Here is a 22,786-nt window from a genome sequence, read left to right as displayed (position 1 = left end):
AGGAGCTACGGAACGCGATCGTGCGCTGGATCGAACGGACCTACCACCGACGCCGGCGACAAACCGCCCTCGGACGATTGACCCCCATCGAGTACGAGACCATCATGACAACCCACGACACGCCAGCCACTCAGGCTGCGTGACCCAACCTGTCACCTGATCGTGCAGCAGTCCCGCTCTTCGTACTTGCGTGTGAGGTCGGATGTTGAGGCCGCCGGCGATGAGGAGCATGCGGAGGCGTAGTTGTCGCGGTTGCGGAAAGCCGCGCGATGCGTCGTTGGCGTTCGGTCAGGCCGATGGCCTCGGTGCCGCCGTTGGCGCCACCTTGTGGCTCGGCGTCTGTCGTCGCTGTGCTCGCACGAGTCACGCTCTCCCGCCGACAGAAAAGGGCGAGCGGCAATGTTCCTCGACACGTGGCGTCGATCGGCGTTCCCCCATGACGGGCAGGGCACGCTGAGTCGCGCTCGAACCACACGTGGCGACGCCGATCGGGAATCATCGACGCCCCACTCTTGTGCGGCCCCGTTGCTCTTCACGACGGTCGGAAGCGAGACCGACGATAGTCTGGGACGGGGTCAGGGGTGCGCCAGGTGGTGATAGATCGGGAGCACAAGAAGAATCTCGGCGAAGCACGAGAATTCGCGGCGCGGCCCCCACGGCACGCCAGATCCACTCCTCAGGAGCCCTCGGGCGGCGGGGCGATCGGCTCGGCCGGGTCGGCGGCCGAGCCGCGGGCGGCGCGGCGCGCTTGCGCGTCGGCGAGGTCGAGGGCGCTGGCCTCCGCCAGGGTGGGCGCGGTGCCGCCCATCGAGGCGGGGACGAACTTCAACTCGTCCCCGGAAAGACTCGGGTAGCCGCGGCGGACGTCGTCGAGCATGGCCTGCATCGTCGCCTTGACGCGGTCGAGGGCGACGTCGGCCTTCTCGGTGCGCGCGACGGGGATCGGTTCTCCGATTCGGATGACGATGGGGGTGTTCGTCCGGCCGAGACGCTTGGGGTGGCCCTTGGTCCAGACCCGCTGGCTGCCCCAGAGGACCATCGGCAGGATCGGTACGCGGGCGGCCTGCGCCATGCGCACCGCGCCGGACTTGAAGTCCTTGAGCTCGTAGGAGCGCGAGATCGTCGCCTCGGGGAAGACACCGACGAGCTCACCCGCCTTGAGCGCCGTCAGGGCGGCCCGGAACGACGCGCCGCCGTTCTCGCGATCCACCGGGATGTGCTTCATCCCGCGCATGAGCGGCCCGGCGACCGGGTGGGAGAAGATCGAGTCCTTGCACATGAACCGGATGTACCGCTTCGCGGGGAGAGCGGCGTATCCGGCGTAGGCGAAGTCCAGGTAGGACAGGTGGTTCATCATGACGACCGCGCCACCCGACGCCGGGACGTGCTCGACCCCCTGGACGTCGAACCGCAGGCCCTCGGCGGCGAACAGACCGCGGGCGAACGTGATGACGGGGCTGTAGACGGGCTCCATGCCGACAACCTAACGGGCACGCAGGACCCGCGCCCGCGCCCGTGGCCCGCCACCGGCGCGCCCCGCCCGCCGCCCGGCTCTGGCCCTGGCCCTGGCCCTGGCCCTGGCCCTGGCCGATCCGACCACCGGGGCACGTCCCCCTCGGCCCAGCCGACCGCCCGGTTAGGGTGACGACGTGCCCGCGCCCCTCCCCCATGTCACCGCGACGCGGTTCGTCCTCCCGCTGCGCGAGGGCGGGTCGATGCCGGGGCTCGTCGAGGCCGACGACGACGGCATGTACGTCGTCAAGTTCACGGGCGCCGGTCAGGGCCGTAAGGTTCTCGTCGCCGAGGTCGTCGTGGCCGGCATCGGCCGCCGCCTCGGGGTGCGCGTCCCCGACCTCGCCGTCGTCGACCTCCCGTCCGCCATCGCGAAGTACGAGGCCGACGAGGAGGTGCAGGACCTCCTCGACGCGAGCCCGGGCCGCAACCTCGGCGTCGACTTCCTGCCCGGCGCGTTCGGCTACGACGGGTCCGCACCCCCACCGCCCGACGAGGCGGGCGCGATCCTCTGGCTCGACGCCTTCACCGCCAACGTCGACCGCACGTGGGCCAACCCCAACCTGTTGCTCTGGCACGGTCGCACCTGGGCCATCGACCACGGCGCGGCGCTGTACATGCACCATTCGTGGCCGAGCAAGGGCTCGCGCCCGGAGGCGTTCGCGGGGCAACGCTTCGACGCCTCGACCCACGTCCTCGCCGGCGTCGCGGGCGACATGGCCACCGAGCACGAGCGCGCCTCGGCCCTGCTCACCGCATCCGACCTCGCCGACGTCGTCGCGCAGGTGCCCGATGAGTGGCTCGAGACCGCGTCGGGCCTGCCGACCCCCGACGCGGTGCGCGCCGCCTACGTCGAGAACCTCGCGGCCCGCCTCGCCGCTCCCGCGGCCTGGCTGCCCACGCGAGAAGGCGGCGGCGCGAGCGGCGGCGCCGATCCCGGGCCTGGCACGACCGGCCTGCGACGCGGCCGGCCCGACTGGCTGGACCGTCGATGAGCGCCACCGGGGCGGGCCTGCACCCACTGCCCTACCAGTACGTCGTCCTGCGCGCCGTCCCCCGGGTCGAGCGCGAGGAGTTCGTCAACGTGGGCGTCGTCGTGTACTGCCAGGCCGTCGAGCTGCTCGACGTCGCCGCCCACGTCGACGAGGACCGGCTGCGCGCCCTGCACCCCGACCTCGACCTCGACACCCTGCGCCGCTCCCTCGACCGGGTCGGCGGCATCTGTCGCGGGGAACCGGGCACCGGTCTGGACGCCGGCAGCCGGCTCGGGGCCCGGTTCGGGTGGATCGCCGCCCCGCGCAGCACGGTCCTGCAGCCCGGGCCCCGCCACGGCGGGACGACCCGGGACCCCCACGGTGTCGCCGCCGAGCTGCTCGGTCGCCTCGTCGGTCCGTGACCGAGGCGAGGTCTCTGACCGAGCGACCGGGTGGGCGAGGTCAGCCGTGCCGCGAGACGCGGAGAGCGGCGTAGCGCTCGCGGATCTCCTCGACGGCCTCGGACGGCGTGGCGCCCGGCTCGACGTCCTCGTCCTGGACGTCCCAGGCCGGAGGCTCGTTCCCGCCCGACAGCGCCCACGCGGCCTGGCGCGCCGCCCCGAGACCGACGTACTCCCCCGGGGCGGGCACGGCCACCGGCACCCCGAAGAGGTCGGCGGCCACGGTGCGGACCGCGCGGGAGGCCGAGGCACCTCCGATGAGGAGCACGCGACGCACCTGCACACCCTGGGCGCGCAGGGCATCGACGCCGTCGGCGAGGTTGCACAGCATCCCCTCGACCGCGGCCCGGGCCAGGTTCTCGGGCGTCATGTTCGCCCGGGTCAGGCCGCCCAGCGTGCCGGTGGCCTCGGGCAGCGGCGGCGTGCGCTCGCCGTCGAGGTAGGGCAGTAGCGTCAGCCCGCCGGCGCCCGGCTCGGCGGCCAGGGCGAGCTCGTCGAACCGCGCCTGGTCGACGCCGAGCATCCGCGCCCCCGCCACGAGGACGCGGGCGGCGTTGAGCGTGCACATGAGCGGCAGGTGGCGCCCGGTCGCGTCGGCGAATCCGGCGACGTCGCCGCTCGGGTCGGCGGCCGCGACGTCGCTGACGGCGAAGACCGTCCCGCTCGTGCCGAGCGAGACGACCGCGTCACCCTCGGCGAGCCCGAGGCCCAGCGCGGCCCCCATGTTGTCGCCCGTCCCGGCTCCGACGACGAGACCGGACGGCGTGCGGCCGGCCGCCTCCCCGGGCGCGACGACGTGCGGGAGCCCGACCCGCTTGCCCAGCGCCAGCTCGACGAGGTCCTCGCGATAGCGATCGTCGCGGGCGGAGAAGTAGGCCGTTCCCGACGCGTCGCCGCGGTCCGTCGTCCACCGCTCCGGGCGGTCCTGCCCACCGGCGAGGAGACGTCCGGTGAGCCAGTCGTGCGGGAGGACGACATCGGTGACCCGCTCGGCGTTCTCGGGCTCGTTCCGGGCCAGCCACCGGAGCTTGCTCGCGGTCATCGAGGCGCCCGGGACCACGCCGACGGCGTCGACCCACGCCTGGGGACCGCCGAGCTCGTCCACGAGGTCGGACGCCGCGGAGGCGGACCGGACGTCGTTCCACAGCAGGGCGTCGCGGACGACGGTGCCGTCCGCCTCCATGGCGACCATGCCGTGCTGCTGCCCCCCGACGGCGATGGCCTCGACCCCGTCGAGGAGTCCGTCGGCGGTCGCCTTCTCGAAGGCCTCCCACCAGCGGGCCGGGTCGACCGAGGTGGCGTCGGGGTGGGGGGCGCGCCCCTCGCGGACGACCTCGCCCGACTCCGCGTCGACGACGACGACCTTGGTCGACTGGGTCGAGGAATCGACCCCCGCGACGAGGTTCCGGCTGCGACCTGACGTGCTCATGAGGTGCTTCACTCCTGCGTCGACCGAGTGGGAGCGGCCCGCGCCGATCAGGAGCCGACGGCGGCGTCGGCGGGGTCGCCCATGACGAGGCAGACCTTACCGCTCGCCCCGGCGTCCGCCAGCTCGTAGGCGCGCCCGGCCTGCTCGAGCGGCAGGCGATGGGTGACGATCGCCTCGGGGTGGAGGTCCCACAGGACGAGCGCGGCGAGGAGCTCCTCCATGTGTCGCACCGAGGTCACCCACGACCCGTACAGCGTGATCTGCTTGTGGATGAGCAGGTCGGACACGGGGAAGTCGACCGTGCCCCCCTCCCCGACGAACGCGCAGCGGCCCCAGTGGGCCGTGTTCTCGAGCGCGAACCGGCGGGCGGGCGCGGCGCCCGAGCAGTCGACCGCGACCTGCGCGCCGTGCCCGTCGGTCCACCGCGCGACGAGGTCGGCGCTCGCGGCGGGGTCCGCGGCGTCGGCCGTCTCGTCGAGCAGGCCGAGACGGGTCGCGAGCTCGCGTCGCTCCGGCGAGGTGTCGGTGCCGATGACGACGGGCGCCCCGAGTCCCCGCGCGAGCATCGCGGCCGCCAGCCCCACGGGCCCGAGGCCGGTGAGCAGGACGCGGTCGGTGCCACCGACCGACGTGCGCAGCAGCGCCTCCCACGCCGTCCCGAACCCGCACGAGACGAGGGCCCCGTCGACGTAGGTGAGCGGTTCGGGCAGGATCAGGCAGGTGCGCTCCTCCGCGAGGAGGTACTCGGCGTGCCCGCCGTCGCGCTGCCACCCGTGCGCGGCCCGGAACTCGCTCGAGCAGCCCACCTCGTACCCCCGCCGACACTCGTCGCACTGCCCGCAGCCCGCGATGTGGTACACCACGACCTGGTCGCCGGCCGACAGACGCCGGGCGCCCGGGCCGACCTCGACGACCTCGCCGCACGGCTCGTGACCGGCGACGACACCCTGGTAGGCCTCCGCGCCCTTCCCGAGGTGCTCGCGGTAGATCGCGCGGATGTCGCTGCCGCAGATCGAGCTCGCCCGCACGCGCAGGAGCACCTGACCGTGACCGGGCGTCGGCACCGGCACGCGCACGTGCTCGACCGTGGAGTCCCCCGGCAGGCGGACCGCGGCCATCTGTGCGGGGCGTGTGGCCGTGCCGTCCGAGGCCCCCGTGGAGTCCTGCGCGGGGTTGATCGTCATGTCGGGTGTGCTCCTGTTCGGCGCGGGGATTCGAGACGGGTGGCCCCGGGCGGGCCGGGTCAGGACTGCGGGCGGACGATCGTCTTCACGGCGCCCGGGTCGCGCCGGGAGGCCGTGAGGGCGTCGGCGGCGTCCGCGAGCCCGACGTGGCCCGTGACGAGCCGGTCGAGGTCCACGGCCCCGCTGCCCGCGAGCGCGATGGCCGTGGGCCACGTGTTGGCGTACCGGAACGTGCCGGTCACGACGAGCTCCCGGTTCTGCACGAGGGACAGCGGCAGGGCCAGCTCGTCGCCGCCCATGCCGATGAGGACGGCGTGCCCGGCGGGCGCGAGCGCACGGAGGCCGTCGACGGTCGCGCCACCGTGGCCGGAGCACTCGAGCAACACCTGCGGCGTCACGCCGGCGCCGTCGTCGAGGGCGGCGAGACCCTCCGCGAGCGGCGCGGCCGAGCTGTCGACCGTGTGGGTGGCCCCCAGCTCGCGGGCCAGCTCGAGACGGCGGGGGTTGACGTCGGCGGCGACGATCGTCGTCGCCCCGGCGGCGCGCGCCACCTGGATGGCGACGAGCCCGATGGGACCGGCCCCGGTGACGAGGACCCGGCTGCCCGGTCCGACGCCGCCCTTGCGGCAGGCCCAGACGCCGACCGACAGGGGTTCGAGGAGGGCGGCCGCGTCGTCGCTGATCGTGTCGGGCACCGGGTGCGCGAACGCCTGGTGCACGGCGACGAACTCGGCGAAGGACCCGTCGATCGGCGGCGTCGCGTGGAACCGCATGTCGGGGCACAGGTTGTAGCGACCCGCCAGGCATTCCGGGCACGACCGGCACGGCACGCCCGGCTCGATCGACACCCGCTGCCCGACCCGGGACGGGTCGACCCGCTCGCCGACCTCGACGACGACGCCGGAGGCCTCGTGGCCGAGGACGAGCGGGGACTCGACGACGAAGTCGCCGATCCGCCCGTGCTCGTAGTAGTGGGTGTCGGAGCCGCAGACCCCCACGGCCCGGACCTCGACGAGAACCTCGTCGGGGCCGGGCCGCGGGGTGTCGCGCTCCGTGAGGGTGAGTCGCCCGGGGCTCTCGAGCACGGAGACACGCATTCGTCAGTCCTCTTTCTGCCAGTCCTCGAGCGTCGCGCGGGCGCCCTTGGTGTGGAGGGATTCCAGGGCCCGACCGTAGGCCTGCGTGAAGCGGTCGTCGTCGCCGAGATCGCCGAAGTAGTCCTTCATCGACAGGAAGGCGAGGGGCTCGTCCTTCTGCCGGGCGGCGGTGGCCATGACCCGTTCCTTGTCGTGGTCCACGACGTCGATGCTCTCGCCGGCCTCGTCGACCCCCTCGGCGTACCGCGCCCACGAGGCGACGACGAGCGCGGACGCCTCGATCTCGCCCCCGTGGGACAGGTTGTTCCGGATGACGGGCACGAGCCACTTCGGGATCCGGTCTGAGCTCTCGGCGCACAGGCGGGCGAGGGTGTCGCGCACCGCCGGGTTGGCGAAGCGGTCGATGAGCTCGCGGCGGTAGGCGTCGAGATCGACACCCGGCACCTGCGGCAGCGTGGGGCTGCCCTCGCGCTCCATGTAGCGCAGGAGGAACCCGCGGAACAGGTCGTCGGAGCACACCTCGTGCGCGTACCGGTACCCGGAGAGGTACCCGAGATAGGTCAACGCCTGGTGGCTCGCGTTGAGCAGCCGCAGCTTCATGAGCTCGTAGGGCACGACGTCCTCGACGAGCTGGACGTCGACGTCCTCCCACGCCGGCCGGCCGGCCGGGAAGTGGTCCTCGATCACCCACTGGGTGAACGGCTCGCACACGACGGGCCAGGCGTCCTCGATACCGAACTCGTCCCGCACCAGGGCGCGGTCGTCGTCCGTGGTCACCGGGGTGATGCGGTCGACCATCGCGTTGGGGAACGAGACGTTCGCCTCGATCCACGCGGCCAGCTCGGGATCGACGAGCTTCGCGAACGCGCCGATCGCGTACTTGGCGACGTCGCCGTTGCCCGGCAGGTTGTCGCACGACTGGACCGTGAACGGGGTGACGCCCGCGTCGCGGCGGCGGCGCAGCGCGGCCACGATGAAGCCGAACGCCGTCGTGGGCTCCGCGCCCGCCTCGAGGTCGCCCTGGATGGAGGGGTGATCCGCCCGGAACTCGCCGGTCACCTGGTCGATGAGATACCCGCCCTCGGTGATCGTCAGCGCGACGATCTTCGTGGCCGGGTCGGCCATCTTGTCGACGACCGCGGCCGGGTCGTCGGGTGCGAAGAGCATCTCGACCATGGAGCCGATGACGCGGGGTGTGAACGAGCCGTCGGGGTGCTTGAGGACGAGCGTGTACAGGCAGTCCTGGGAGCTCATGGCCTCGAAGATCCGCCGATCGTGCGGCAGGGCGGCGACGCCGCAGATGCCGTACTCGAGGGCGGACCCCTCGTTCATGAGCCGGTCCAGGTACATCGCCTGGTGGGCCCGGAAGAAACCGCCCACGCCGACGTGGACGATGCCGGTGCGCACGGCCGACCGGTCGTAGGTCGGAACGGGGACCCGCCCCGCCTGCCCGATCTCGGACAGGTGGGCGGCGTCGAGCTTGATCGCGCTCATGTGTTACCTCACGGCTCCCATCGACAGACCCTGGACGAGCTTGTCCTGCGCGGCGAATCCGGCGAGGAGCACCGGCAGCGACACGACGAGCGACGCGGCGCAGACCTTCGCGAGGAACAGGCCCTGGCTGGTGACGAAGCCGGTGAGGAACACCGGCGCCGTCTGCGCCACCGTACCGGTGAGGACCCGCGCGAAGAGCAGCTCGTTCCAGCTGAAGATGAAGCAGATGAGGGCGGCCGCGGCCAGACCGGGCATGACGACCGGGGCGATGACCTCGCGCAGCGAGCGGATCAGGCCGGCCCCGTCGACCTCGGCGGCCTCGAGCATCTCCACCGGCACCTCCGCGAGGAAGCTGCGCAGCATCCACACGGCGATCGGCAGGTTCATCGTCGTGTAGAAGGCGATGAGCATCCAGATGTTGTCGAGGAGCTGCACCTTCTGCGCGAACAGGTAGAGCGGCAGCAGGCCGGCGACGATCGGCATGAACTTCGTGGAGAGGAAGAAGAACAGCACGTCCGACCACTTCTTCACGGGCCGGATGCTCAGGGCGTACGCGGCCGGGAAGGCGAGCAGGATGACGAGGATCGTCGAGACGACGCTCGCGGTGAGCGAGTTGAGCAGCGACGGCCACGGGTTGGAGTCGAAGAACGCCCGGTACCCGTCGAGGACGAGGGGGGCGGCGAACGACGGGGGGTTCGTCGCCGCGTCGGCCTCCCTGTGGAACGACGTGAGGACCATCCACAGGACGGGGAAGACGAAGACGAGGCCGACGATCCACGCGCCGATCCCGATGAGGGTCGACGACCGCGTCGTCTTCTTCTGGCGGATCTTCAGGCCGAGCTGGGCGGCCCGGGTGCCGGGGGCGTAGGCGCTCATCGGGTCTCCTCGTTGAAGATGGTGAAGACGGTGCGCAGGGCGAACGTCGCGATGATGATCGTGCCGATGACGACGATGACGCCCGCGGCGGAGGCCCGACCGTAGTCGTGGGCCGTGTAGAAGGTCTGGTAGATGTAATACGGCAGGTTGGCGGTCCCGAGACCACCGCTCGTGATGGTGAAGACATGGTCGAAGTTCTGGACGATGTTGATCGCCCCGAGGAGCGCCGCCAGCTCCATGAACGGCCGCAGGTGCGGCAGGGTCATGTGCGTGAAGATCTGGCGCCCGGTGGCGCCGTCGATGCGGGCCGCCTCCACGACGTCGAGCGGCCGGCTCTGCAGCCCCGCGAGGATGATGAGCATCATGAACGGCGTCCACTGCCAGACGATGGCGACGATGACGGCCCACAGCGGGTGCTCGCTGATCCAGTCGGGCTGGGGGGCGTTCTCGCCGAACACGAGCCGCAGCAGGCCGTTGAAGAGGCCGTAGACCGGGTTGTACAGCGCGTGCTTCCAGAGCAGGGCCGCGGCGACGGGGACGACGAGGAACGGCGTGATCATCATCGTGCGGACGATGCCGCGCCCCGGGAAGCTGTGATCGAGCAGGAGCGCGGCGCCGAGACCGAGCAGCAGGCTGATGACGACAACCGACACCGTGAGGATGATCGTCACGAGGATCGCCTGGCGGGCGTTGACGTCGGTGAACACCTTGACGAAGTTCGACAGGCCCGCGAACACGATCTCGTCGGGGTAGTAGGCGTTCCACTTCATGAACGAGATGACGATCGTCGTGACGAACGGGATCTGCGTCAGGAGGATGACGAAGATCAGCGCCGGCAGCAGCGGCATCCGCCGCGACCAGGCACCGGCACGCTGCATGCGGGACGGCTTGGCCGGACCCGTCGCGAGCGGGTTCTTCGTGGGGTTCTGGGCGACGGGACTCACTGCTGGCCTCGCTCACGGTAGGTCTCGGCGACGTCCTCGGCGAGCTGCTGGCCCTTGTCGAGGGCCTCGTCGACGGTCGTCTGCCCGGCGATCGCGGCGCTGACGTCCTGGCTCACCTGGGTGCCGAGGTCGGGGAACTCGGGGATGCCGACGAACTGGATGCCTTGGGCGGGGCGCGGCTGCACGCCCGGGTTCAGGGGATCCGCCGACGCGATGGCGTCGCGGGTCGGCTCGGCGAAGGCGCTCGCCACCGTGAGGTACTCGGCGTTCTCGTACGTCGAGGCGCGCTTGCCGGCGGGGACCTTGGTCCAGCCGAGCTGCGATCCGACGAGCTGCTCGTACTCCTTGCTGGACGCCCAGGAGATGAACTTCCACGAGGCGTCCTTGCGGGGGCTCGCCTGCTGGATCGCCCACGCCCACGAGTAGAGCCATCCGGAGCTCTTCGTCTTGACGACGGGCGCCGCGACGTAGCCGAACTTGCCCTTGTTCGGGGAGTCGTCGGCCTCGAGGGACCCGGCGGCCGATGTCGCGTCGTACCACATGGCGACCTTGCCGGTCATGAGGTTGTTGAGGCACTCGGTGAAGCCGGCCTGCGGCGCGCCCTGCTCACCGTGCGTGCGCACGAGGTTCACGTAGAAGTTGACGGCCTCCTTGAACGCAGGCGCGTTGACCTGGGCCTGCCAGTCCTTCGTGAACCACGTGCCGCCGAACGTGTTGACGACGGTGGACAAGGGGGCGAAGACCTGGCCCCAGCCCGGCTGACCGCGCAGGCAGATACCCTTCATGCCCGGCTGGGCACCGTCGACCTGGGCCGCGATCTCGGCGACCTGCTGCCACGTGGGCTTGGGCGGGACGGTGATGCCCTTGGCGTCCATCACGTCCTTGCGGTACATGAGGAAGCTGCTCTCGCCGTAGAAGGGCTGACCGTAGATCTTCCCCTCGGAGGACAGCGAGGTCGTCATCGGCTTGAGGATGTCGTCCTGGTCGAACGCCGAGTCCTTCGCGATGTAGTCGTCCATCGGCGCGACCCACTTGGCCTTCGCGTAGATCGGGATCTCGAAGTTGCTCAGGGTGGCGATGTCGTACTGGCCCGCCTGGGACGAGAACTCCTGGCTGATCTTGTCGCGGACGTCGTTCTCGGGCAGGGCCGTGAAGTTGACCTTGATGCCGGTCTTCGCCGTGAAGTTCGCGGCCGTGAGCCGCTGCAGGTCCATCATCTGGGGGTTGTTCACCATGAGGACGTTCACGGCGCCCCCGTCGGCGGAGCTGGACGCCCCGCTTCCCCACCCGGCGCAACCGCTGACGGCGACGGCCGTCGCGGCCACGGCCGCGATCGCCGTCGTGCGAGTTCGTCTCCTCGTCACACTTCCTCCTCGTTGAGGTTCGCTCAAATGAGCGACTAGAACGCACATCTGAGTGCTTGCCTGAGTAAAGTGGGCGGTGACGCCGTTGTCAACGCTCGGTGCCGCGTTGCGCGAAAGCCGATCCGGCGGCCGTGCCCGAGAGGACCATTCGACCCACCGGCGGCGTCGGCGGCGTCGAGCAGGAGGCAGATCACATGAGCACCCCACCGCTCGGCCGCGACCCCTCGGCCCCCTCCGCGGGCGGACCCCTGCACACCGTCCTCCTCGGCACGGTCGCGCGCCGCTTCTACCTCGAGGGCGCGTCCAAGGTGGAGATCGCGGACGAGCTGCGGTTGAGCCGCTTCAAGGTGGCCCGCCTCCTCGACGAGGCCCGCGACGCGGGGCTGGTCCACATCGAGATCCGCGGCCACGGCGACCTCGATCTCGACGCGTCGGCCCGGCTCGCCGACGCGCTCGGCCTGCGCGAGTGCCTCGTCGTCCAGACCGGTGCGCTGGCCGCGCCCGAGCCCGGCGGCCGGCTCGGGGCGGCGGCGGCCGCCTACGTCACCGAGATCCTCACGGACGACGACGTCCTCGGGCTCCCGTGGGCCCGCGAGGTGTGGGCGATGGTGCGGTCGCTCGAGACGCTGCCGCCCATCGACGTCGTCCAGCTGTGCGGGGCGCAGCAGTCCCCCGACGTGGACGCGAGCGCCGTCGAGGTCGTCGTCCGGGCCGCCCGCATCGCCGGGACCAAGGGACACGTCTTCTACGCGCCGCTCATCGTCGACGACGAGGACACGGCGGAGGCGCTGCGTCGGCAGCCTTCGGTGCAGGACGCCCTCGCCCAGACCCACCGGGTGACCCGCGCCGTCGTCGGGGTGGGGGCCTGGCAGCGGGGGGCCTCGACGATCTTCGACGCCTGCAGTGAGCGCGAGCGCACGGCCGTCCTCGCCGCCGGGGCCGTCGGCGAGATCTCGGGAGTCTTCTTCGACCGGGAGGGGGGCCCCGTGACGACGGAGCTCGCGAACCGGATCGTCAACATCGACGACGAGGACTTCCGGCGCATCCCCCACGTCTGCGGCCTCGTCACGGGGGCGTGTAAGGCCGACGCGGTGCGCGCGGCCGTCGCCGGCGGGCTGCTCGACTCGCTCGTCGTCGACGCCACCCTGGGTCGAGCCCTCCTCGAGGGTCAGGGTGAGGGTGAGGGTTAGCCGGCGACGCCGAGTCGCTAGAGTCGCGGCATGTCCCTCGATCGCCCCCAGGCCCCGGATCCCTACTCCCTCCTGCCGCAGGTCGACGCGTTCACGCTGACCAGCCCCTCGTTCGACGACGGCTCCGACCTGCCCGCGACGCACGCCGTCTCCGGCGACAACCTCTCCCCCGCCCTGTCCTGGTCGGGGCAGCCGGAGGGCACCGCGTCCTTCCTCGTCACGTGCTACGACCCGGACGCCCCGACCCCGTCGGGCTTCTGGCACTGGTGCGTCGTCGGGGTGCCGGCCGACGTGACCGAGCTCACGGAGGGCGCCGGGTCCGCCGACGGCGGCGCGCTGCCTGAGGGTGCCCTGACCCTGGCGAACGACTTCGGCACGGAGGACTTCGGCGGCGCCGCTCCCCCGCCGGGCGACCGCCCGCACCGGTACGTCTTCGCCGTCACCGCCCTCGACACCGCCGATCCCGGCGTCGAGCCGGGCACGAGCCCGGCCAAGGCGCACTTCCTCACGCTCGAGCACGTCATCGGCCGCGCCACCCTCACGGGCACGTTCGCCGAGCCCGCCTGACCCGAGTCCCTCCGGCCCGGCCGATCGGTCGATCGACCGGGCCGGGACAGGCCCAGGGCTCAGGCGCGCAGGGCCCACATCGCGACGGCCGCCGCCGCGGCGACGTTGAGCGAGTCGACGCCCCCCGCCATGGGGATGCGGGCGACGAGGTCGCACGCGCTCCGGGTGCGGGCCGCGAGGCCGTCTCCCTCGGTGCCGAGCACGACGGCGAGGCGGTCGGGCGGCCGGGCGGCGAGGTCGTCGAGGCCGATCGCGTCGTCCGCGAGGGCCAGCGCCGCGACGGTGAACCCGGCGGCCTGCAGGTCGGCGACGCCGCCCGGCCACGGGTCGATGCGGGTCCACGGCACCTGGAAGACGGTGCCCATCGAGACCCGGACGCTGCGGCGGTACAGCGGGTCGGCGCACCGCGGGGTGACGAGCACCGCGTCGACGCCGAGCGCGGCCGCACTGCGGAACACCGCGCCCACGTTCGTGTGGTCGACGACGTCCTCGAGCACGACGACCCGTCGCGCCTGCGCGAGCAGGTCCGCCACCGGCGGGAGCGTCGGCCGCTGCATCGAGGCGATCGCGCCGCGGTGCAGGTGGAAGCCCGTCATCGCGGTGACGACGTCGTCGTCGGCCACGAAGACCGGCGCCCCCGAGCCCTCCGTCGTGGTGACGAGCTCGGCGAACTCCTCGACCCAGCGGGGCGTCATGAGCAGCGAGCGCGGGACGTGACCGGCGGCGAGGGCCCGGCGGATGACCTTGGCGCTCTCGGCGAGGTAGAGCCCCCCAGCCGGTTCGAGGCGGCGACGCAGGGCGACGTCGGTGAGTCCGACGTAGTCGACGATGCGCGGGTCGTCGGCGGACGTGATCCGGATCGGGCTCACGCGAACACCGTCATGTGGGCGATGGCGACGACGCCGACGACGACGATGAGGCCGCGCAGCCACACCGGGGGCAGCCGGCGGCCGACGCCCGCGCCGATGACGCCGCCGACGAGCGTGCCGAGACCGATGAGCAGCGCCGCCCACCAGTCGATCTGCGCGCCGGCGGCGACGACGAACACCGCCGCGCCCATCGTGTTGGCCACGAGGCCGAGGACGTTCTTCACGCCGTTGACGACCTGCAGCGACTCGGCGAGCAGCATGCTCATCACGCCGAGGAGGATGACGCCCTGGGCGGCCCCGAAGTAGCCGCCGTAGATCCCGGTGAGGAACACGAGCGTGACGAGCAGGACCGTGCCTCGGGGGGAACGACCCGTCCCGGTGGGCCCCCCGGTGACCCCGCTGCCGTCGGCGCCGTTCTGTGCGGCCTGTCGCGCCCGCGCGCGGCGCTGGACCGCGGGCGCGGCGACGACGAGGAGCAGTCCGATCGCGATGAGGACGGGCACGACGGCCCCGAAGACGGTCTCGGGCAGGACGAGCAGCAGCCCGGCGCCGACGGCTCCCCCGACGAAGGACGCCGGGACGAGCAGGCGCAGCAGCCTCCCGTGGCCCGCGAGCTCGCGCCGGTACCCGTGGACGCCCGACAGTCCGCCGGGGATGAGGCCGACGGTGTTCGACATGTTCGCCACGACGGGCGGATAGCCGAAGAACAGGAGGACGGGGAACGTGATCAGCGAGCCGGACCCGACGATCGTGTTGATGGTCCCGGCGGCGACGCCGGCGAGCAGGATCGCGGCGATCTCGAACAGCGGCACCCGCACACCCTACGGCCCCCGGTCCGCCGGGCAGGTCACGCCTGCCTCGGGGCGGGTCGGGGGCCGTGGGTGGACGGACCGGACCGTCGTCCGGACCGGCGCGGGTCGTGCCGGTCAGGCGCGCTCGGGCGGGGCGCTGGTCGCGCCGCCCGTGCCCTCGCCGGCGGGCTGCGTGGCGGGCGCAGACGCGGGATCGGCGACCGGCTCGGTGACCGGCCGGGCGACCGGCTCGGCGACGGGCGCCTCGGTCGGGACCGGGTCGGAGGTCGCGGGCACCGGCGGGGCGCCCTCGAGGGCCGCCTCGTCACCGCGGCCGGCCAGGCCCGCGGTCGCGGCGTCGGCCCCGGCCGTCGATGCGGGCGCGGGCGCACCGCCGCGGCGGCGGGTCGCCTGCGTGGCTCCCTCGGCCTCCCGGACCGAGCGGGCCGCCTCATCGCGGGCCTGGGCCAGCGCCTCGTGCGGGTCCTGCAGGGCCGTGTCGTCGAACGCGGTCCGCTGCTGGTCGGTGTCGGGCGTCCACTCCTCGTCGGCGGGGATGCCCGCGAAGGGCGACGAGGCGCCGGAACCGCCGCCGAACGAGGCGCCGAAGCCCTTGAGGGCCTCGGTGAACTCGCCGGGCACGATCCACATCTTGTTCGCGTCGCCGCGGGCGAGCTGCGGGAGCACCTGCAGGTACTGGTAGGCGAGGAGCTTCTGGTCGGGCTTGCCGCGGTGGATCGCGTCGAAGACCTGCGAGATGGCGCGGGCCTGACCCTGCGCCTCGAGGATCCGGGCCTGCGCGGAGCCCTCGGCGCGCAGGATCTGGCTCTGCTTGTCGCCCTCGGCGGTGAGGATGGCGGACTGCTTGACGCCCTCGGCCGTGAGGATGGCCGCGCGGCGGTCCCGCTCGGCCCGCATCTGCTTCTCCATCGAGTCCTGCACGGAGTGCGGCGGGTCGATCGCCTTGAGCTCCACCCGGCCGACCCGGATGCCCCAGCGGCCGGTCGCCTCGTCGAGCACCCCGCGGAGCTGACCGTTGATCTGGTCCCGGCTCGTCAGGGCCTGCTCGAGGTCCATCGACCCGATGACGTTGCGCAGCGTGGTCACCGTGAGCTGCTCGATGCCCTGGATGAAGTTCGCGATCTCGTAGACGGCCGACTTCGCGTCGTGGACCGCGTAGTAGATGACCGTGTCGATGCTGACGACGAGGTTGTCGCTCGTGATGACCGGCTGCGGCGGGAAGCTGACGACCTGCTCGCGCAGGTCGATGTTCGCGCGCACCTTGTCGACGAACGGCACGAGGATGTGGATGCCGCCGTGCAGCGTACGGGAGTACCGGCCCAGCCGTTCGATGATGAGGGCCGTCTGCTGCGGGACGATCCGGATCGTCTTGACGACGACGACCACCGCGAAGACGACCAGCAGCAGCAGGACGATCAGGGAGACGGAGACGTTCATGGTCGGTCCTCTCTCGGGATGACGTCGCGCAGCGGCGCGACGGGGTGGAGCACGAGCGCGGCGCCACGTACCTCCGCCACCAGGGCCTCCGCCCCGGACGGGATGTCGGGTTCGCCGTCGGGGACGCGCGCGGACCACGTGTCGCCGTGCAGGACGGCGTACCCGGCCTGCTCCGAGACGACCTCCGTGACGACGACCCGTTCCCCCACGTACCGGTCGACCCCCATGGCCCCCTCGTCGGCCCCCGCCATCAGACGCCGCTTGGCCAGCGGACGGACGACGCCCAACAGGGCGATCGAGGTGACGACGGCCAGCAGCACCTGGCCGACCGGGCCGAGGCCGAACCAGGCTCCCGCGGATCCGACGAGCGCGCCGCCGGCCAGCATGAGGAAGACGAAGTCGGCGGTGGCGGCCTCGACGACTCCGAGGACGAGTGCGACCCCGAGCCAGATTGCCCACAGGTTGTCGCTCAGCCAGTCCTGCATCGGCGGATCTCCTCCGGCTCGGGGGCGGGCGTCCTTCGTGCGTCATGGATCCGACGCGGGCGGGACTCGTTTCGTTCCGTCCGGCCGCCGATCCGACTACCGGTCGGTGGGCTCCGCCGCCGTGTCGGGCGTCCCGGTCGCCTCGGGTGTGCCGGCCTCGGGTGTGCCGGTGCGGGCGCGGGCGGTCCACCGCTCCCCGTGCTGCTCGAGTACGAGGGGCACGCCGAAGGTGCGCTCGAGGTTGGCGGCGGTGAGGGTGATCTCGATCGGCCCCGCCGCGACGACCTGTCCGTCGCGCAGGAGCAGCACGTCGGTGAAGCCCGGCGGGATCTCCTCGACGTGGTGGGTCACGAGGACGAGGGCCGGGGCCTCGAGGTCCTGCGCGAGCTGCCCCAGCCGGCCGACGAGGTCCTCGCGTCCGCCGAGGTCGAGCCCGGCGGCCGGCTCGTCGAGCAGCATGAGCTCCGGGTCCGTCATGAGGGCGCGCGCGATCTGGACCCGCTTGCGCTCCCCCTCCGAGAGCGTGCCGTACGCGCGCTGCGCGAGGCGGTCGGCCCCGAGCGCGGTGAGGAGCTCCCGCGCCCGCGCCAGGTCGCGGCGGTCGTAGCTCTCGCGCCAGCGGCCGACGATGCCGTAGGACGCGGTGACGACGACGTCCTCGACGCGCTCGTCGCCCGGGATGCGCTCGGCCATGGCGGCGCTCGCCAGGCCGATCCGGGGCCGCAGCTCGAACACGTCGACCGCGCCGAGGACCTCGCCCAGGACACCGGCGACGCCCCGCGTCGGGTGCATCCGGGCGGAGGCGAGCTGGAGCAGCGTCGTCTTCCCGGCGCCGTTGGGGCCGAGCACGACCCAGCGCTGACCCTCCTCGATCTCCCAGTCCACGTCCTCGAGCAGGACGGCGTCACCTCGGGTCACGGTGACGCCGGCGAAGGCCAGCACGTCGCTCATGGGTGCGACCCTATCGGGCCGCGACCACACGGACGGCGGGTGCCGCGCCGGGGACCACGCACGTCGTCGGCGGCGCCGCGCGGCCTACGATGACGCTCGTGCCCGATCTGCCCACCAGCGTCCGGTTGTCCCTGTGGGCGACCCGGGCCTTCGCCGGCGGCCTCGACCTCTCGACGGCCCTGCGGCTCGCCGCGCCCGACGCCGACCATCTCACCGGCGGCGAGCCCACCCTCGCCGCGTGGCGCGATCTCGGCGAGCGGGCCGTCCTCGTCGCCCTCCCCCGGCCCGGCCGGCTGCACGGCCTCCCCCGCGGCGACGCCGACTTCACCGACGCGGCACTCGAGGCGGGTGAGTGCGTCTACGTCCCCGGGGTCGGGGGCGCCCTGGTCCCCGACGTCCGGGAGTTCGGCCCGGCCGGTGATACAGGCCTGGCCGTCTCGTGGGTCGCGCACGGGTGCGACCCGACCCCGGCCCACGTCCTCGACGCGTGGTCGCTCCGGGACGCCGACCGGACGCTCCGGGGTGAGCTCGCGGCGGCCGTCGAGCTGCTCGAGCGCTCCTCGACGACGCCGTGGGCGTCGCGCGGCCTGCGGGACCTCGCCGACGAGCAGCTCGGCGCCGGCCGGTGGGGGTTGCCCGACGACCTCCCGGCCGCCGCGTACCGGCTGCTGCGCACCGCCGCGACCCTCGCCCACGCGGCCCGACTCGGCCTCGCCGCGCCCGACGACAGCCTCGAGGCCCGGTCCGCGACGGACCGCGCCGACGCGCTGCGACGACTCGGGGACGTGGCCGACACCGCCCTCGCCCACGTGACGAACGTCGCGGCGCTGCACCTCGCCGGCTACCGGCCGGGCCGCGACGACTGAGAGGCCGACCGCCGGGCCGGCCGAGCGCCTCAGCGCTCGAGCACGGAGCGGTACACGTCCATCGTGCGGTCGCCGATCGTCGACCACGAGAACTCGTTCACCGCGCGCTCGCGCCCGGCCACGCCCATCCGCCGGGCCCGCTCGGGGTCGCTCGTGGCCTCGGTCAGGGTGGCGGCGAGGTCGGCGACGAAGGCGTCGGGGTCGACCGGCGTGCCGGTGCCGTCGGCGACCTGGTCGATGTCGACGAGCCAACCCGTCTCGCCGTCGACGACGACCTCCGGGATGCCGCCGGTGCGGGTCGCGACGACGGGCGCCTCGCAGGCCATCGCCTCGAGGTTGACGATGCCGAGCGGTTCGTAGATCGACGGGCACACGAACGCGGTCGCGTTGCTCTCGATGGCGATGACCTTGTTCCGGGGCAGGTGCTCGGCGATCCAGATCACGCCCTCCCGCTCGCGTCGGAGGTCGTCGATGAGCGCCTCGACCTCGGCCTTGATCTCGGGGGTGTCGGGGGCCCCGGCGCAGAGCACGAGCTGGACCTCCGGCGGGAGCGCCTTCGCGGCGCGCAGGAAGTACGGCAGGCCCTTCTGCCGGGTGATGCGCCCGACGAAGACGAGCGAGGGACGGTCGACGTCCATGCCGTAGGACCGGGCGATGTCCTTGCCCGCGTCGCTGTGGTCGGGGCGCCAGTCCTGGGAGTCGATGCCGTTGTGGACGACGTGGACCGCCTCGGGATCGATCGAGGGGTAGGCCGCGAGAATATCCTCGCGCATGCCGTGGCTCACGGCGATGACGGCGGCCGCCGCCTCGTAGGCCGTCTTCTCGGCCCACGACGAGACGCGGTACCCGCCGCCGAGCTGCTCGGCCTTCCAGGGGCGCAGCGGCTCGAGACTGTGGGCGGACACGATGTGGGGCGCGCCCGTGAGCAGCGACGCGAGGTGCCCCGCGAAGTTCGCGTACCACGTGTGGGAGTGGACGAGGTCGGCCCCCTCGCAGTCGGCGGCGATCGCGACGTCCACCCCGAGCGTGGCCAGGGCGGCGTTGGCGCCGGCCAGCTGAGGCGAGTCCGGATAGCCCGTCGTCCCCTCCTCGTCCCGCTCGTCGCCGAAGCAGCGGACCCGCACGTCGACGTCCCCGCGGGAGCGCAGGGCGCGGACGAGTTCGGCCACGTGGACGCCGGCGCCGCCGTAGATGGCCGGGGGGTATTCCTTGCTGAGGATGTCTACTCGCACGCCCCCGACCCTAGTGGCCCGGACGCGGTCCGCACAGGCGTGCGCAACGCCCGAAATCGGTCGGCCCGATCCGGTCGTCCACACCGCGCCGGGACGGTACCTTGCACGCATGAGGCGAACCCCGCGCAACCCCAATGTCCTCGCCATCGTGCTCGCCGGCGGAGAAGGCAAGCGGCTCATGCCGCTGACCGCCGACCGGGCCAAGCCGGCGGTCCCCTTCGGTGGCATCTACCGACTCGTCGACTTCGCCCTGAGCAACGTCGTCAACTCCGGCTATCTCAAGGTCGTCGTGCTGACGCAGTACAAGTCGCACAGCCTCGACCGGCACGTCACGCGCACGTGGCGCATGTCGACACTGCTCGGCAACTACGTCGCCCCGATCCCGGCCCAGCAGCGCGTGGGCAAGAACTGGTACCTCGGCAGCGCGGACGCCATCTACCAGAGCCTCAACACGCTCGAGGACGAGCGCCCCGACATCGTCGTCGTCGTGGGCGCCGACCACGTGTACCGCATGGACTTCAGCCAGATGGTCGACCAGCACATCGAGACGGGGGCCGGTGTGACCGTGGCCGCCATCCGCCAGCCGATCTCGCTGGCCGACCAGTTCGGCGTCATCGAGGTCGACGGCGGCGACCGCCGCAAGATCGGGCGCTGGCGCGAGAAGCCCACGGACGCCATCGGCCTGCCCGACTCCCCCGACGAGGTGCTCGCCTCGATGGGCAACTACGTCTTCGACGCGGACGTGCTCCGCGAGGTCGTCACGAAGGACGCCGAGAACGCCGACAGCAAGCACGACATGGGCGGCGACATCGTGCCCTACTTCGTCGACCGCGACGAGGGCTACGTGTACGACTTCAAGGACAACGAGATCCCCAACGCGACGGAGCGCGACAAGGCGTACTGGCGCGACGTCGGGACCATCGACTCCTACTACGACGCGAACCGCGACCTCATCGCGATCCACCCGGTGTTCAACCTCTACAACGCCGAGTGGCCCATCTACACGAGCTACGGCAGCAGCTACCCGCCGGCGAAGTTCGTGCACAACGAGGCCGGGAGGCTCGGCGAGGCCCTCAACTCGGCCGTCTCCCCCGGCGTCGTCGTCAGCGGCGCCCACGTCGACGGCAGCGTCATCTCCCCCCGCTGCCAGCTCCACAGCTACTCGCAGGTCCACGACAGCGTCCTGCTCGACAACGTCGAGATCCACCGCAAGGCCGTCGTCGAGAAGGCGATCCTCGACAAGAACGTCGTGCTCGAGGAGGGCGCCGAGGTCGGCGTCGACCACGACCGCGACCGCGAGCGCGGTTTCCACGTCAGCGCCGGCGGGATCGTCGTCGTCCCCAAGGGGGCCGTCGTCACCGCCTGAGCGAGGTCGGAGCGGTCGGGCCCCGCGGCGGTCGGGGCCCGACCCGTGCCCGGGGGCCGTAACCTGACGCCCGTGAGCAGTCACGAACCCGCGTCCCCCGTGCCCGACCCCGCCCTCGACGGCCCACGCCTCGTCGTCCTCGACGTGGACTCGACCTTCATCCGCGACGAGGTCGTCGAGCTGCTCGCCGGGCACGCCGGCCCGGAGGCGGCCGAGCGCGTCGCGGCGGTCACCGAGGCGGCCATGCGCGGTGAGCTCGACTTCGCGGCGAGCCTGCGCGCCCGCGTCGCGACCCTCGCGGGGTTGCCGACCTCGGTGTTCGCCGACGTCCTCGCCGCGGTGCGGCCGACGCCGGGAGCGGCGGAGTTCGTCGCCGCCCTGCACGCCCGCGGCGACGTCGTCGCCCTCGTCTCGGGCGGGTTCGCGGAGGTCGTCGAGCCGCTCGCCGCGCGGTACGGCATCGGCCTCGTCCGCGCCAACCGCCTGACGGTGCGCGACGGGCGCCTGACCGGTGAGCTGGACGGGCCGGTCGTCGACCGCGCGGCCAAGGCCGCCGCCCTCGCCGAGTTCGCCGCCGAACGGGGGATCCCGGCGGAGGCGACGGTCGCCGTGGGCGACGGCGCGAACGACATCGACATGGTGGAGGCGGCCGGGCTCGGGATCGCGTTCGCGGCCAAGCCGGTGCTGCGGGCCCGCGCCGACGCCGTCGTCGACGAGGTCGACCTGCGCGCCGTCCTCCCCCTCCTGGGGCTGCCGCACGACGACCGCGCCGGTCCGAGGATCTGACCCCGGTGGCCGGACGCGACGACGGCCCGCCCCCGATGGCGGGGCGGGCCGTCGTCGCAGGCCGGGGTCGGCGGGTCAGTACCCCGTCGCGTGGTAGCCGCCGTCGACGTGGACGATCTCGCCCGTCGTCGCGGGGAACCAGTCGGACAGCAACGCCGCGCACGCCTTCGCGGCGGGCGTGGGGTCGGAGATGTCCCAGCCGAGCGGGGCGTGCTCGCCCCACTTCTCGAACTGCTTGAAGGCCGGGATGTGGTTGGCGGCGGTCGTGCTGATCGGGCCGGCCGCGACGAGGTTGCACCGGATGCCCTGCGGGCCGAGGTCACGGGCGAGGTAACGGTTCGTCGACTCGAGCGCGGCCTTCGCGACACCCATCCAGTCGTAGCCCGGCCAGGCGAACTCGGCGTCGAGGGTGAGGCCGACGACCGCGCCGCCGGGGCTCATGAGCGGCAGCGACGCCGCGGCCAGGCCCTTGAGCGAGAACGCCGAGATGTTGAGGGCGGGGGCGACGTCCTCCCAGGAGGCGCCGAGGAAGTCGAAGGCCCCCTTGGGGGCGAAGCCGATGGAGTGGACGAGGCCGTCGAGTCGGTCGACGTGCTCGCCGACCCGCCCGGCGAGGGCCTCGAAGTGCTCGGGGTCGGACACGTCGAGCTCGACGACCGGCGCCGCGCTCGGCAGGCGGCGCGCGATGGCCTGCGTGATCTTCATCGTCCGACCGAACGAGGTGAGGACGACGTTCGCGCCCTCCTCCTGCGCGAGGCGGGCGATGTGGAAGGCGATGGACGCCTCGGTGAGGACACCGGTGACGAGGATGTTCTTGCCCTCGAGCAGAGCCATGGGGGTTCCCTTCGGGTGGTGCGACAGCGTGGTGACGGGTGGTTGGGCAGGTGGGG

General features: G+C 72.7%; 22 protein-coding genes and 1 pseudogene. 8 read left to right on the top strand and 15 right to left on the bottom strand.

What is annotated here, in order from left to right; genetic code table 11:
- Positions 1–143 (top strand): annotated as a pseudogene (locus ICW24_RS13440) (IS3 family transposase); the annotation flags it as partial.
- A 533-nt stretch (positions 144–676) separates the two neighbouring features.
- Here ICW24_RS13440 and ICW24_RS13435 read toward each other — a convergent pair.
- A complete protein-coding gene (locus ICW24_RS13435) occupies positions 677–1,474 on the bottom strand; it encodes a lysophospholipid acyltransferase family protein (protein ID WP_226346222.1) in 798 nt (265 codons plus the stop codon).
- Between the two features lie 175 nt (positions 1,475–1,649).
- Here ICW24_RS13435 and ICW24_RS13430 point away from each other — a divergent pair, with 175 nt between their 5' ends.
- Both ICW24_RS13430 and ICW24_RS13425 read left to right on the top strand, forming a co-directional pair.
- Positions 1,650–2,507 carry a HipA family kinase gene (locus tag ICW24_RS13430; protein ID WP_307781344.1) on the top strand — a complete coding sequence of 286 codons (858 nt, stop codon included), beginning with the start codon at positions 1,650–1,652 and terminating at the stop codon, positions 2,505–2,507.
- On the top strand, positions 2,504–2,908 hold the full coding sequence (locus ICW24_RS13425; protein ID WP_226346221.1) for a DUF3037 domain-containing protein: 405 nt from the start codon (positions 2,504–2,506) through the stop codon (positions 2,906–2,908). Before ICW24_RS13430 ends, ICW24_RS13425 begins: the two co-directional genes overlap by 4 nt.
- A gap of 40 nt (positions 2,909–2,948) precedes the next feature.
- On the opposite strand, the gene xylB is transcribed toward ICW24_RS13425, so the two are convergent.
- The 7 genes from xylB to ICW24_RS13390 all read right to left on the bottom strand — a co-directional run bounded on the left by xylB (position 2,949) and on the right by ICW24_RS13390 (position 11,383).
- Positions 2,949–4,376: a xylulokinase gene (gene xylB / locus ICW24_RS13420; RefSeq protein WP_226346220.1), complete on the bottom strand. Its 1,428-nt coding sequence runs from the start codon at positions 4,374–4,376 to the stop codon at positions 2,949–2,951.
- Positions 4,377–4,423: 47 nt separating this feature from the next.
- Complete coding sequence (locus tag ICW24_RS13415; RefSeq protein ID WP_226346219.1) at positions 4,424–5,560, bottom strand: zinc-dependent alcohol dehydrogenase family protein; 1,137 nt, start codon at positions 5,558–5,560, stop codon at positions 4,424–4,426.
- A 59-nt stretch (positions 5,561–5,619) separates the two neighbouring features.
- Positions 5,620–6,657, bottom strand: coding sequence for an NAD(P)-dependent alcohol dehydrogenase (locus ICW24_RS13410; RefSeq protein ID WP_226346218.1), 1,038 nt, complete (start codon positions 6,655–6,657; stop codon positions 5,620–5,622).
- Between the two features lie 3 nt (positions 6,658–6,660).
- On the bottom strand, positions 6,661–8,151 hold the full coding sequence (locus tag ICW24_RS13405) for a mannitol dehydrogenase family protein (RefSeq protein ID WP_226346217.1): 1,491 nt from the start codon (positions 8,149–8,151) through the stop codon (positions 6,661–6,663).
- A 3-nt stretch (positions 8,152–8,154) separates the two neighbouring features.
- A complete protein-coding gene (locus ICW24_RS13400) occupies positions 8,155–9,027 on the bottom strand; it encodes a carbohydrate ABC transporter permease (RefSeq protein ID WP_226346216.1) in 873 nt (290 codons plus the stop codon).
- The gene (locus ICW24_RS13395; RefSeq protein ID WP_226346236.1) at positions 9,024–9,905 is read right to left on the bottom strand and encodes a carbohydrate ABC transporter permease; all 882 of its coding nucleotides are present in this window, start codon (positions 9,903–9,905) and stop codon (positions 9,024–9,026) included. The genes ICW24_RS13400 and ICW24_RS13395 overlap by 4 nt, the downstream gene beginning before the upstream one ends.
- Before the next feature lie 62 nt (positions 9,906–9,967).
- The gene (locus ICW24_RS13390) at positions 9,968–11,383 is read right to left on the bottom strand and encodes an ABC transporter substrate-binding protein (protein ID WP_372360669.1); all 1,416 of its coding nucleotides are present in this window, start codon (positions 11,381–11,383) and stop codon (positions 9,968–9,970) included.
- A gap of 146 nt (positions 11,384–11,529) precedes the next feature.
- Here ICW24_RS13390 and ICW24_RS13385 point away from each other — a divergent pair, with 146 nt between their 5' ends.
- Both ICW24_RS13385 and ICW24_RS13380 read left to right on the top strand, forming a co-directional pair.
- On the top strand, positions 11,530–12,525 hold the full coding sequence (locus ICW24_RS13385; protein ID WP_226346214.1) for a sugar-binding transcriptional regulator: 996 nt from the start codon (positions 11,530–11,532) through the stop codon (positions 12,523–12,525).
- A gap of 30 nt (positions 12,526–12,555) precedes the next feature.
- Complete coding sequence (locus ICW24_RS13380) at positions 12,556–13,092, top strand: YbhB/YbcL family Raf kinase inhibitor-like protein (protein ID WP_226346213.1); 537 nt, start codon at positions 12,556–12,558, stop codon at positions 13,090–13,092.
- 59 nt (positions 13,093–13,151) lie between these two features.
- Here the strand turns inward: ICW24_RS13380 and ICW24_RS13375 are convergent, their stop codons facing one another.
- From ICW24_RS13375 to ICW24_RS13355, 5 genes are all read right to left on the bottom strand, one after another.
- Positions 13,152–13,961, bottom strand: coding sequence for a TrmH family RNA methyltransferase (locus ICW24_RS13375; protein ID WP_226346212.1), 810 nt, complete (start codon positions 13,959–13,961; stop codon positions 13,152–13,154).
- Positions 13,958–14,773, bottom strand: a complete 816-nt coding sequence (locus ICW24_RS13370; protein ID WP_226346211.1) for a sulfite exporter TauE/SafE family protein — start codon at positions 14,771–14,773, stop codon at positions 13,958–13,960. Before ICW24_RS13370 ends, ICW24_RS13375 begins: the two co-directional genes overlap by 4 nt.
- Before the next feature lie 114 nt (positions 14,774–14,887).
- The gene (locus ICW24_RS13365; protein WP_226346210.1) at positions 14,888–16,210 is read right to left on the bottom strand and encodes an SPFH domain-containing protein; all 1,323 of its coding nucleotides are present in this window, start codon (positions 16,208–16,210) and stop codon (positions 14,888–14,890) included.
- Complete coding sequence (locus ICW24_RS13360) at positions 16,207–16,695, bottom strand: NfeD family protein (protein WP_226346209.1); 489 nt, start codon at positions 16,693–16,695, stop codon at positions 16,207–16,209. The genes ICW24_RS13365 and ICW24_RS13360 overlap by 4 nt, the downstream gene beginning before the upstream one ends.
- A gap of 96 nt (positions 16,696–16,791) precedes the next feature.
- Positions 16,792–17,646 carry an ABC transporter ATP-binding protein gene (locus ICW24_RS13355; protein ID WP_226346208.1) on the bottom strand — a complete coding sequence of 285 codons (855 nt, stop codon included), beginning with the start codon at positions 17,644–17,646 and terminating at the stop codon, positions 16,792–16,794.
- A 98-nt stretch (positions 17,647–17,744) separates the two neighbouring features.
- Between ICW24_RS13355 and ICW24_RS13350 the strand changes: the two genes are divergently transcribed.
- Positions 17,745–18,512 carry an Rv1486c family protein gene (locus ICW24_RS13350; protein WP_226346207.1) on the top strand — a complete coding sequence of 256 codons (768 nt, stop codon included), beginning with the start codon at positions 17,745–17,747 and terminating at the stop codon, positions 18,510–18,512.
- Positions 18,513–18,541: 29 nt separating this feature from the next.
- On the opposite strand, the gene glgA is transcribed toward ICW24_RS13350, so the two are convergent.
- A complete protein-coding gene (gene glgA, locus ICW24_RS13345) occupies positions 18,542–19,744 on the bottom strand; it encodes a glycogen synthase (protein ID WP_226346206.1) in 1,203 nt (400 codons plus the stop codon).
- Positions 19,745–19,853: 109 nt separating this feature from the next.
- Between glgA and glgC the strand changes: the two genes are divergently transcribed.
- Positions 19,854–21,110 carry a glucose-1-phosphate adenylyltransferase gene (gene glgC, locus ICW24_RS13340; protein ID WP_226346205.1) on the top strand — a complete coding sequence of 419 codons (1,257 nt, stop codon included), beginning with the start codon at positions 19,854–19,856 and terminating at the stop codon, positions 21,108–21,110.
- A 72-nt stretch (positions 21,111–21,182) separates the two neighbouring features.
- Positions 21,183–21,896 (top strand): phosphoserine phosphatase SerB, encoded by a 714-nt coding sequence (serB, locus tag ICW24_RS13335; protein WP_226346204.1) that lies wholly within the window; start codon positions 21,183–21,185, stop codon positions 21,894–21,896.
- 75 nt (positions 21,897–21,971) lie between these two features.
- Here serB and fabI read toward each other — a convergent pair whose 3' ends face one another.
- Positions 21,972–22,730 (bottom strand): enoyl-ACP reductase FabI, encoded by a 759-nt coding sequence (gene fabI / locus ICW24_RS13330; RefSeq protein ID WP_226346203.1) that lies wholly within the window; start codon positions 22,728–22,730, stop codon positions 21,972–21,974.
- Between the last annotated feature and the right edge of the window lie 56 nt (positions 22,731–22,786).

It is taken from the genome of Agilicoccus flavus, assembly GCF_014857905.1.
Classification (GTDB): domain Bacteria; phylum Actinomycetota; class Actinomycetes; order Actinomycetales; family Dermatophilaceae; genus Agilicoccus; species Agilicoccus flavus.
The sequence above is the reverse complement of the archived record's forward strand: the minus strand, read 5'-3'. Positions and strand labels throughout refer to the sequence as shown.

Excerpts from the sequence above, each read along its gene's own strand:
- ICW24_RS13395 (WP_226346236.1), bottom strand. The coding sequence starts at position 9,905 with ATGCAGCGTGCCGGTGCCTGGTCGCGGCGGATGCCGCTGCTGCCGGCG.
- glgC (WP_226346205.1), top strand. The coding sequence starts at position 19,854 with ATGAGGCGAACCCCGCGCAACCCCAATGTCCTCGCCATCGTGCTCGCC.
- ICW24_RS13400 (WP_226346216.1), bottom strand. The coding sequence starts at position 9,027 with ATGAGCGCCTACGCCCCCGGCACCCGGGCCGCCCAGCTCGGCCTGAAG.
- ICW24_RS13410 (WP_226346218.1), bottom strand. The coding sequence starts at position 6,657 with ATGCGTGTCTCCGTGCTCGAGAGCCCCGGGCGACTCACCCTCACGGAG.
- ICW24_RS13405 (WP_226346217.1), bottom strand. The coding sequence starts at position 8,151 with ATGAGCGCGATCAAGCTCGACGCCGCCCACCTGTCCGAGATCGGGCAG.
- ICW24_RS13390 (WP_372360669.1), bottom strand. The coding sequence starts at position 11,383 with ATGTGCGTTCTAGTCGCTCATTTGAGCGAACCTCAACGAGGAGGAAGT.
- ICW24_RS13435 (WP_226346222.1), bottom strand. The coding sequence starts at position 1,474 with ATGGAGCCCGTCTACAGCCCCGTCATCACGTTCGCCCGCGGTCTGTTC.
- ICW24_RS13385 (WP_226346214.1), top strand. The coding sequence starts at position 11,530 with ATGAGCACCCCACCGCTCGGCCGCGACCCCTCGGCCCCCTCCGCGGGC.
- ICW24_RS13425 (WP_226346221.1), top strand. The coding sequence starts at position 2,504 with ATGAGCGCCACCGGGGCGGGCCTGCACCCACTGCCCTACCAGTACGTC.
- xylB (WP_226346220.1), bottom strand. The coding sequence starts at position 4,376 with ATGAGCACGTCAGGTCGCAGCCGGAACCTCGTCGCGGGGGTCGATTCC.
- fabI (WP_226346203.1), bottom strand. The coding sequence starts at position 22,730 with ATGGCTCTGCTCGAGGGCAAGAACATCCTCGTCACCGGTGTCCTCACC.
- ICW24_RS13355 (WP_226346208.1), bottom strand. The coding sequence starts at position 17,646 with ATGAGCGACGTGCTGGCCTTCGCCGGCGTCACCGTGACCCGAGGTGAC.
- ICW24_RS13360 (WP_226346209.1), bottom strand. The coding sequence starts at position 16,695 with ATGCAGGACTGGCTGAGCGACAACCTGTGGGCAATCTGGCTCGGGGTC.
- ICW24_RS13365 (WP_226346210.1), bottom strand. The coding sequence starts at position 16,210 with ATGAACGTCTCCGTCTCCCTGATCGTCCTGCTGCTGCTGGTCGTCTTC.
- ICW24_RS13380 (WP_226346213.1), top strand. The coding sequence starts at position 12,556 with ATGTCCCTCGATCGCCCCCAGGCCCCGGATCCCTACTCCCTCCTGCCG.
- ICW24_RS13415 (WP_226346219.1), bottom strand. The coding sequence starts at position 5,560 with ATGACGATCAACCCCGCGCAGGACTCCACGGGGGCCTCGGACGGCACG.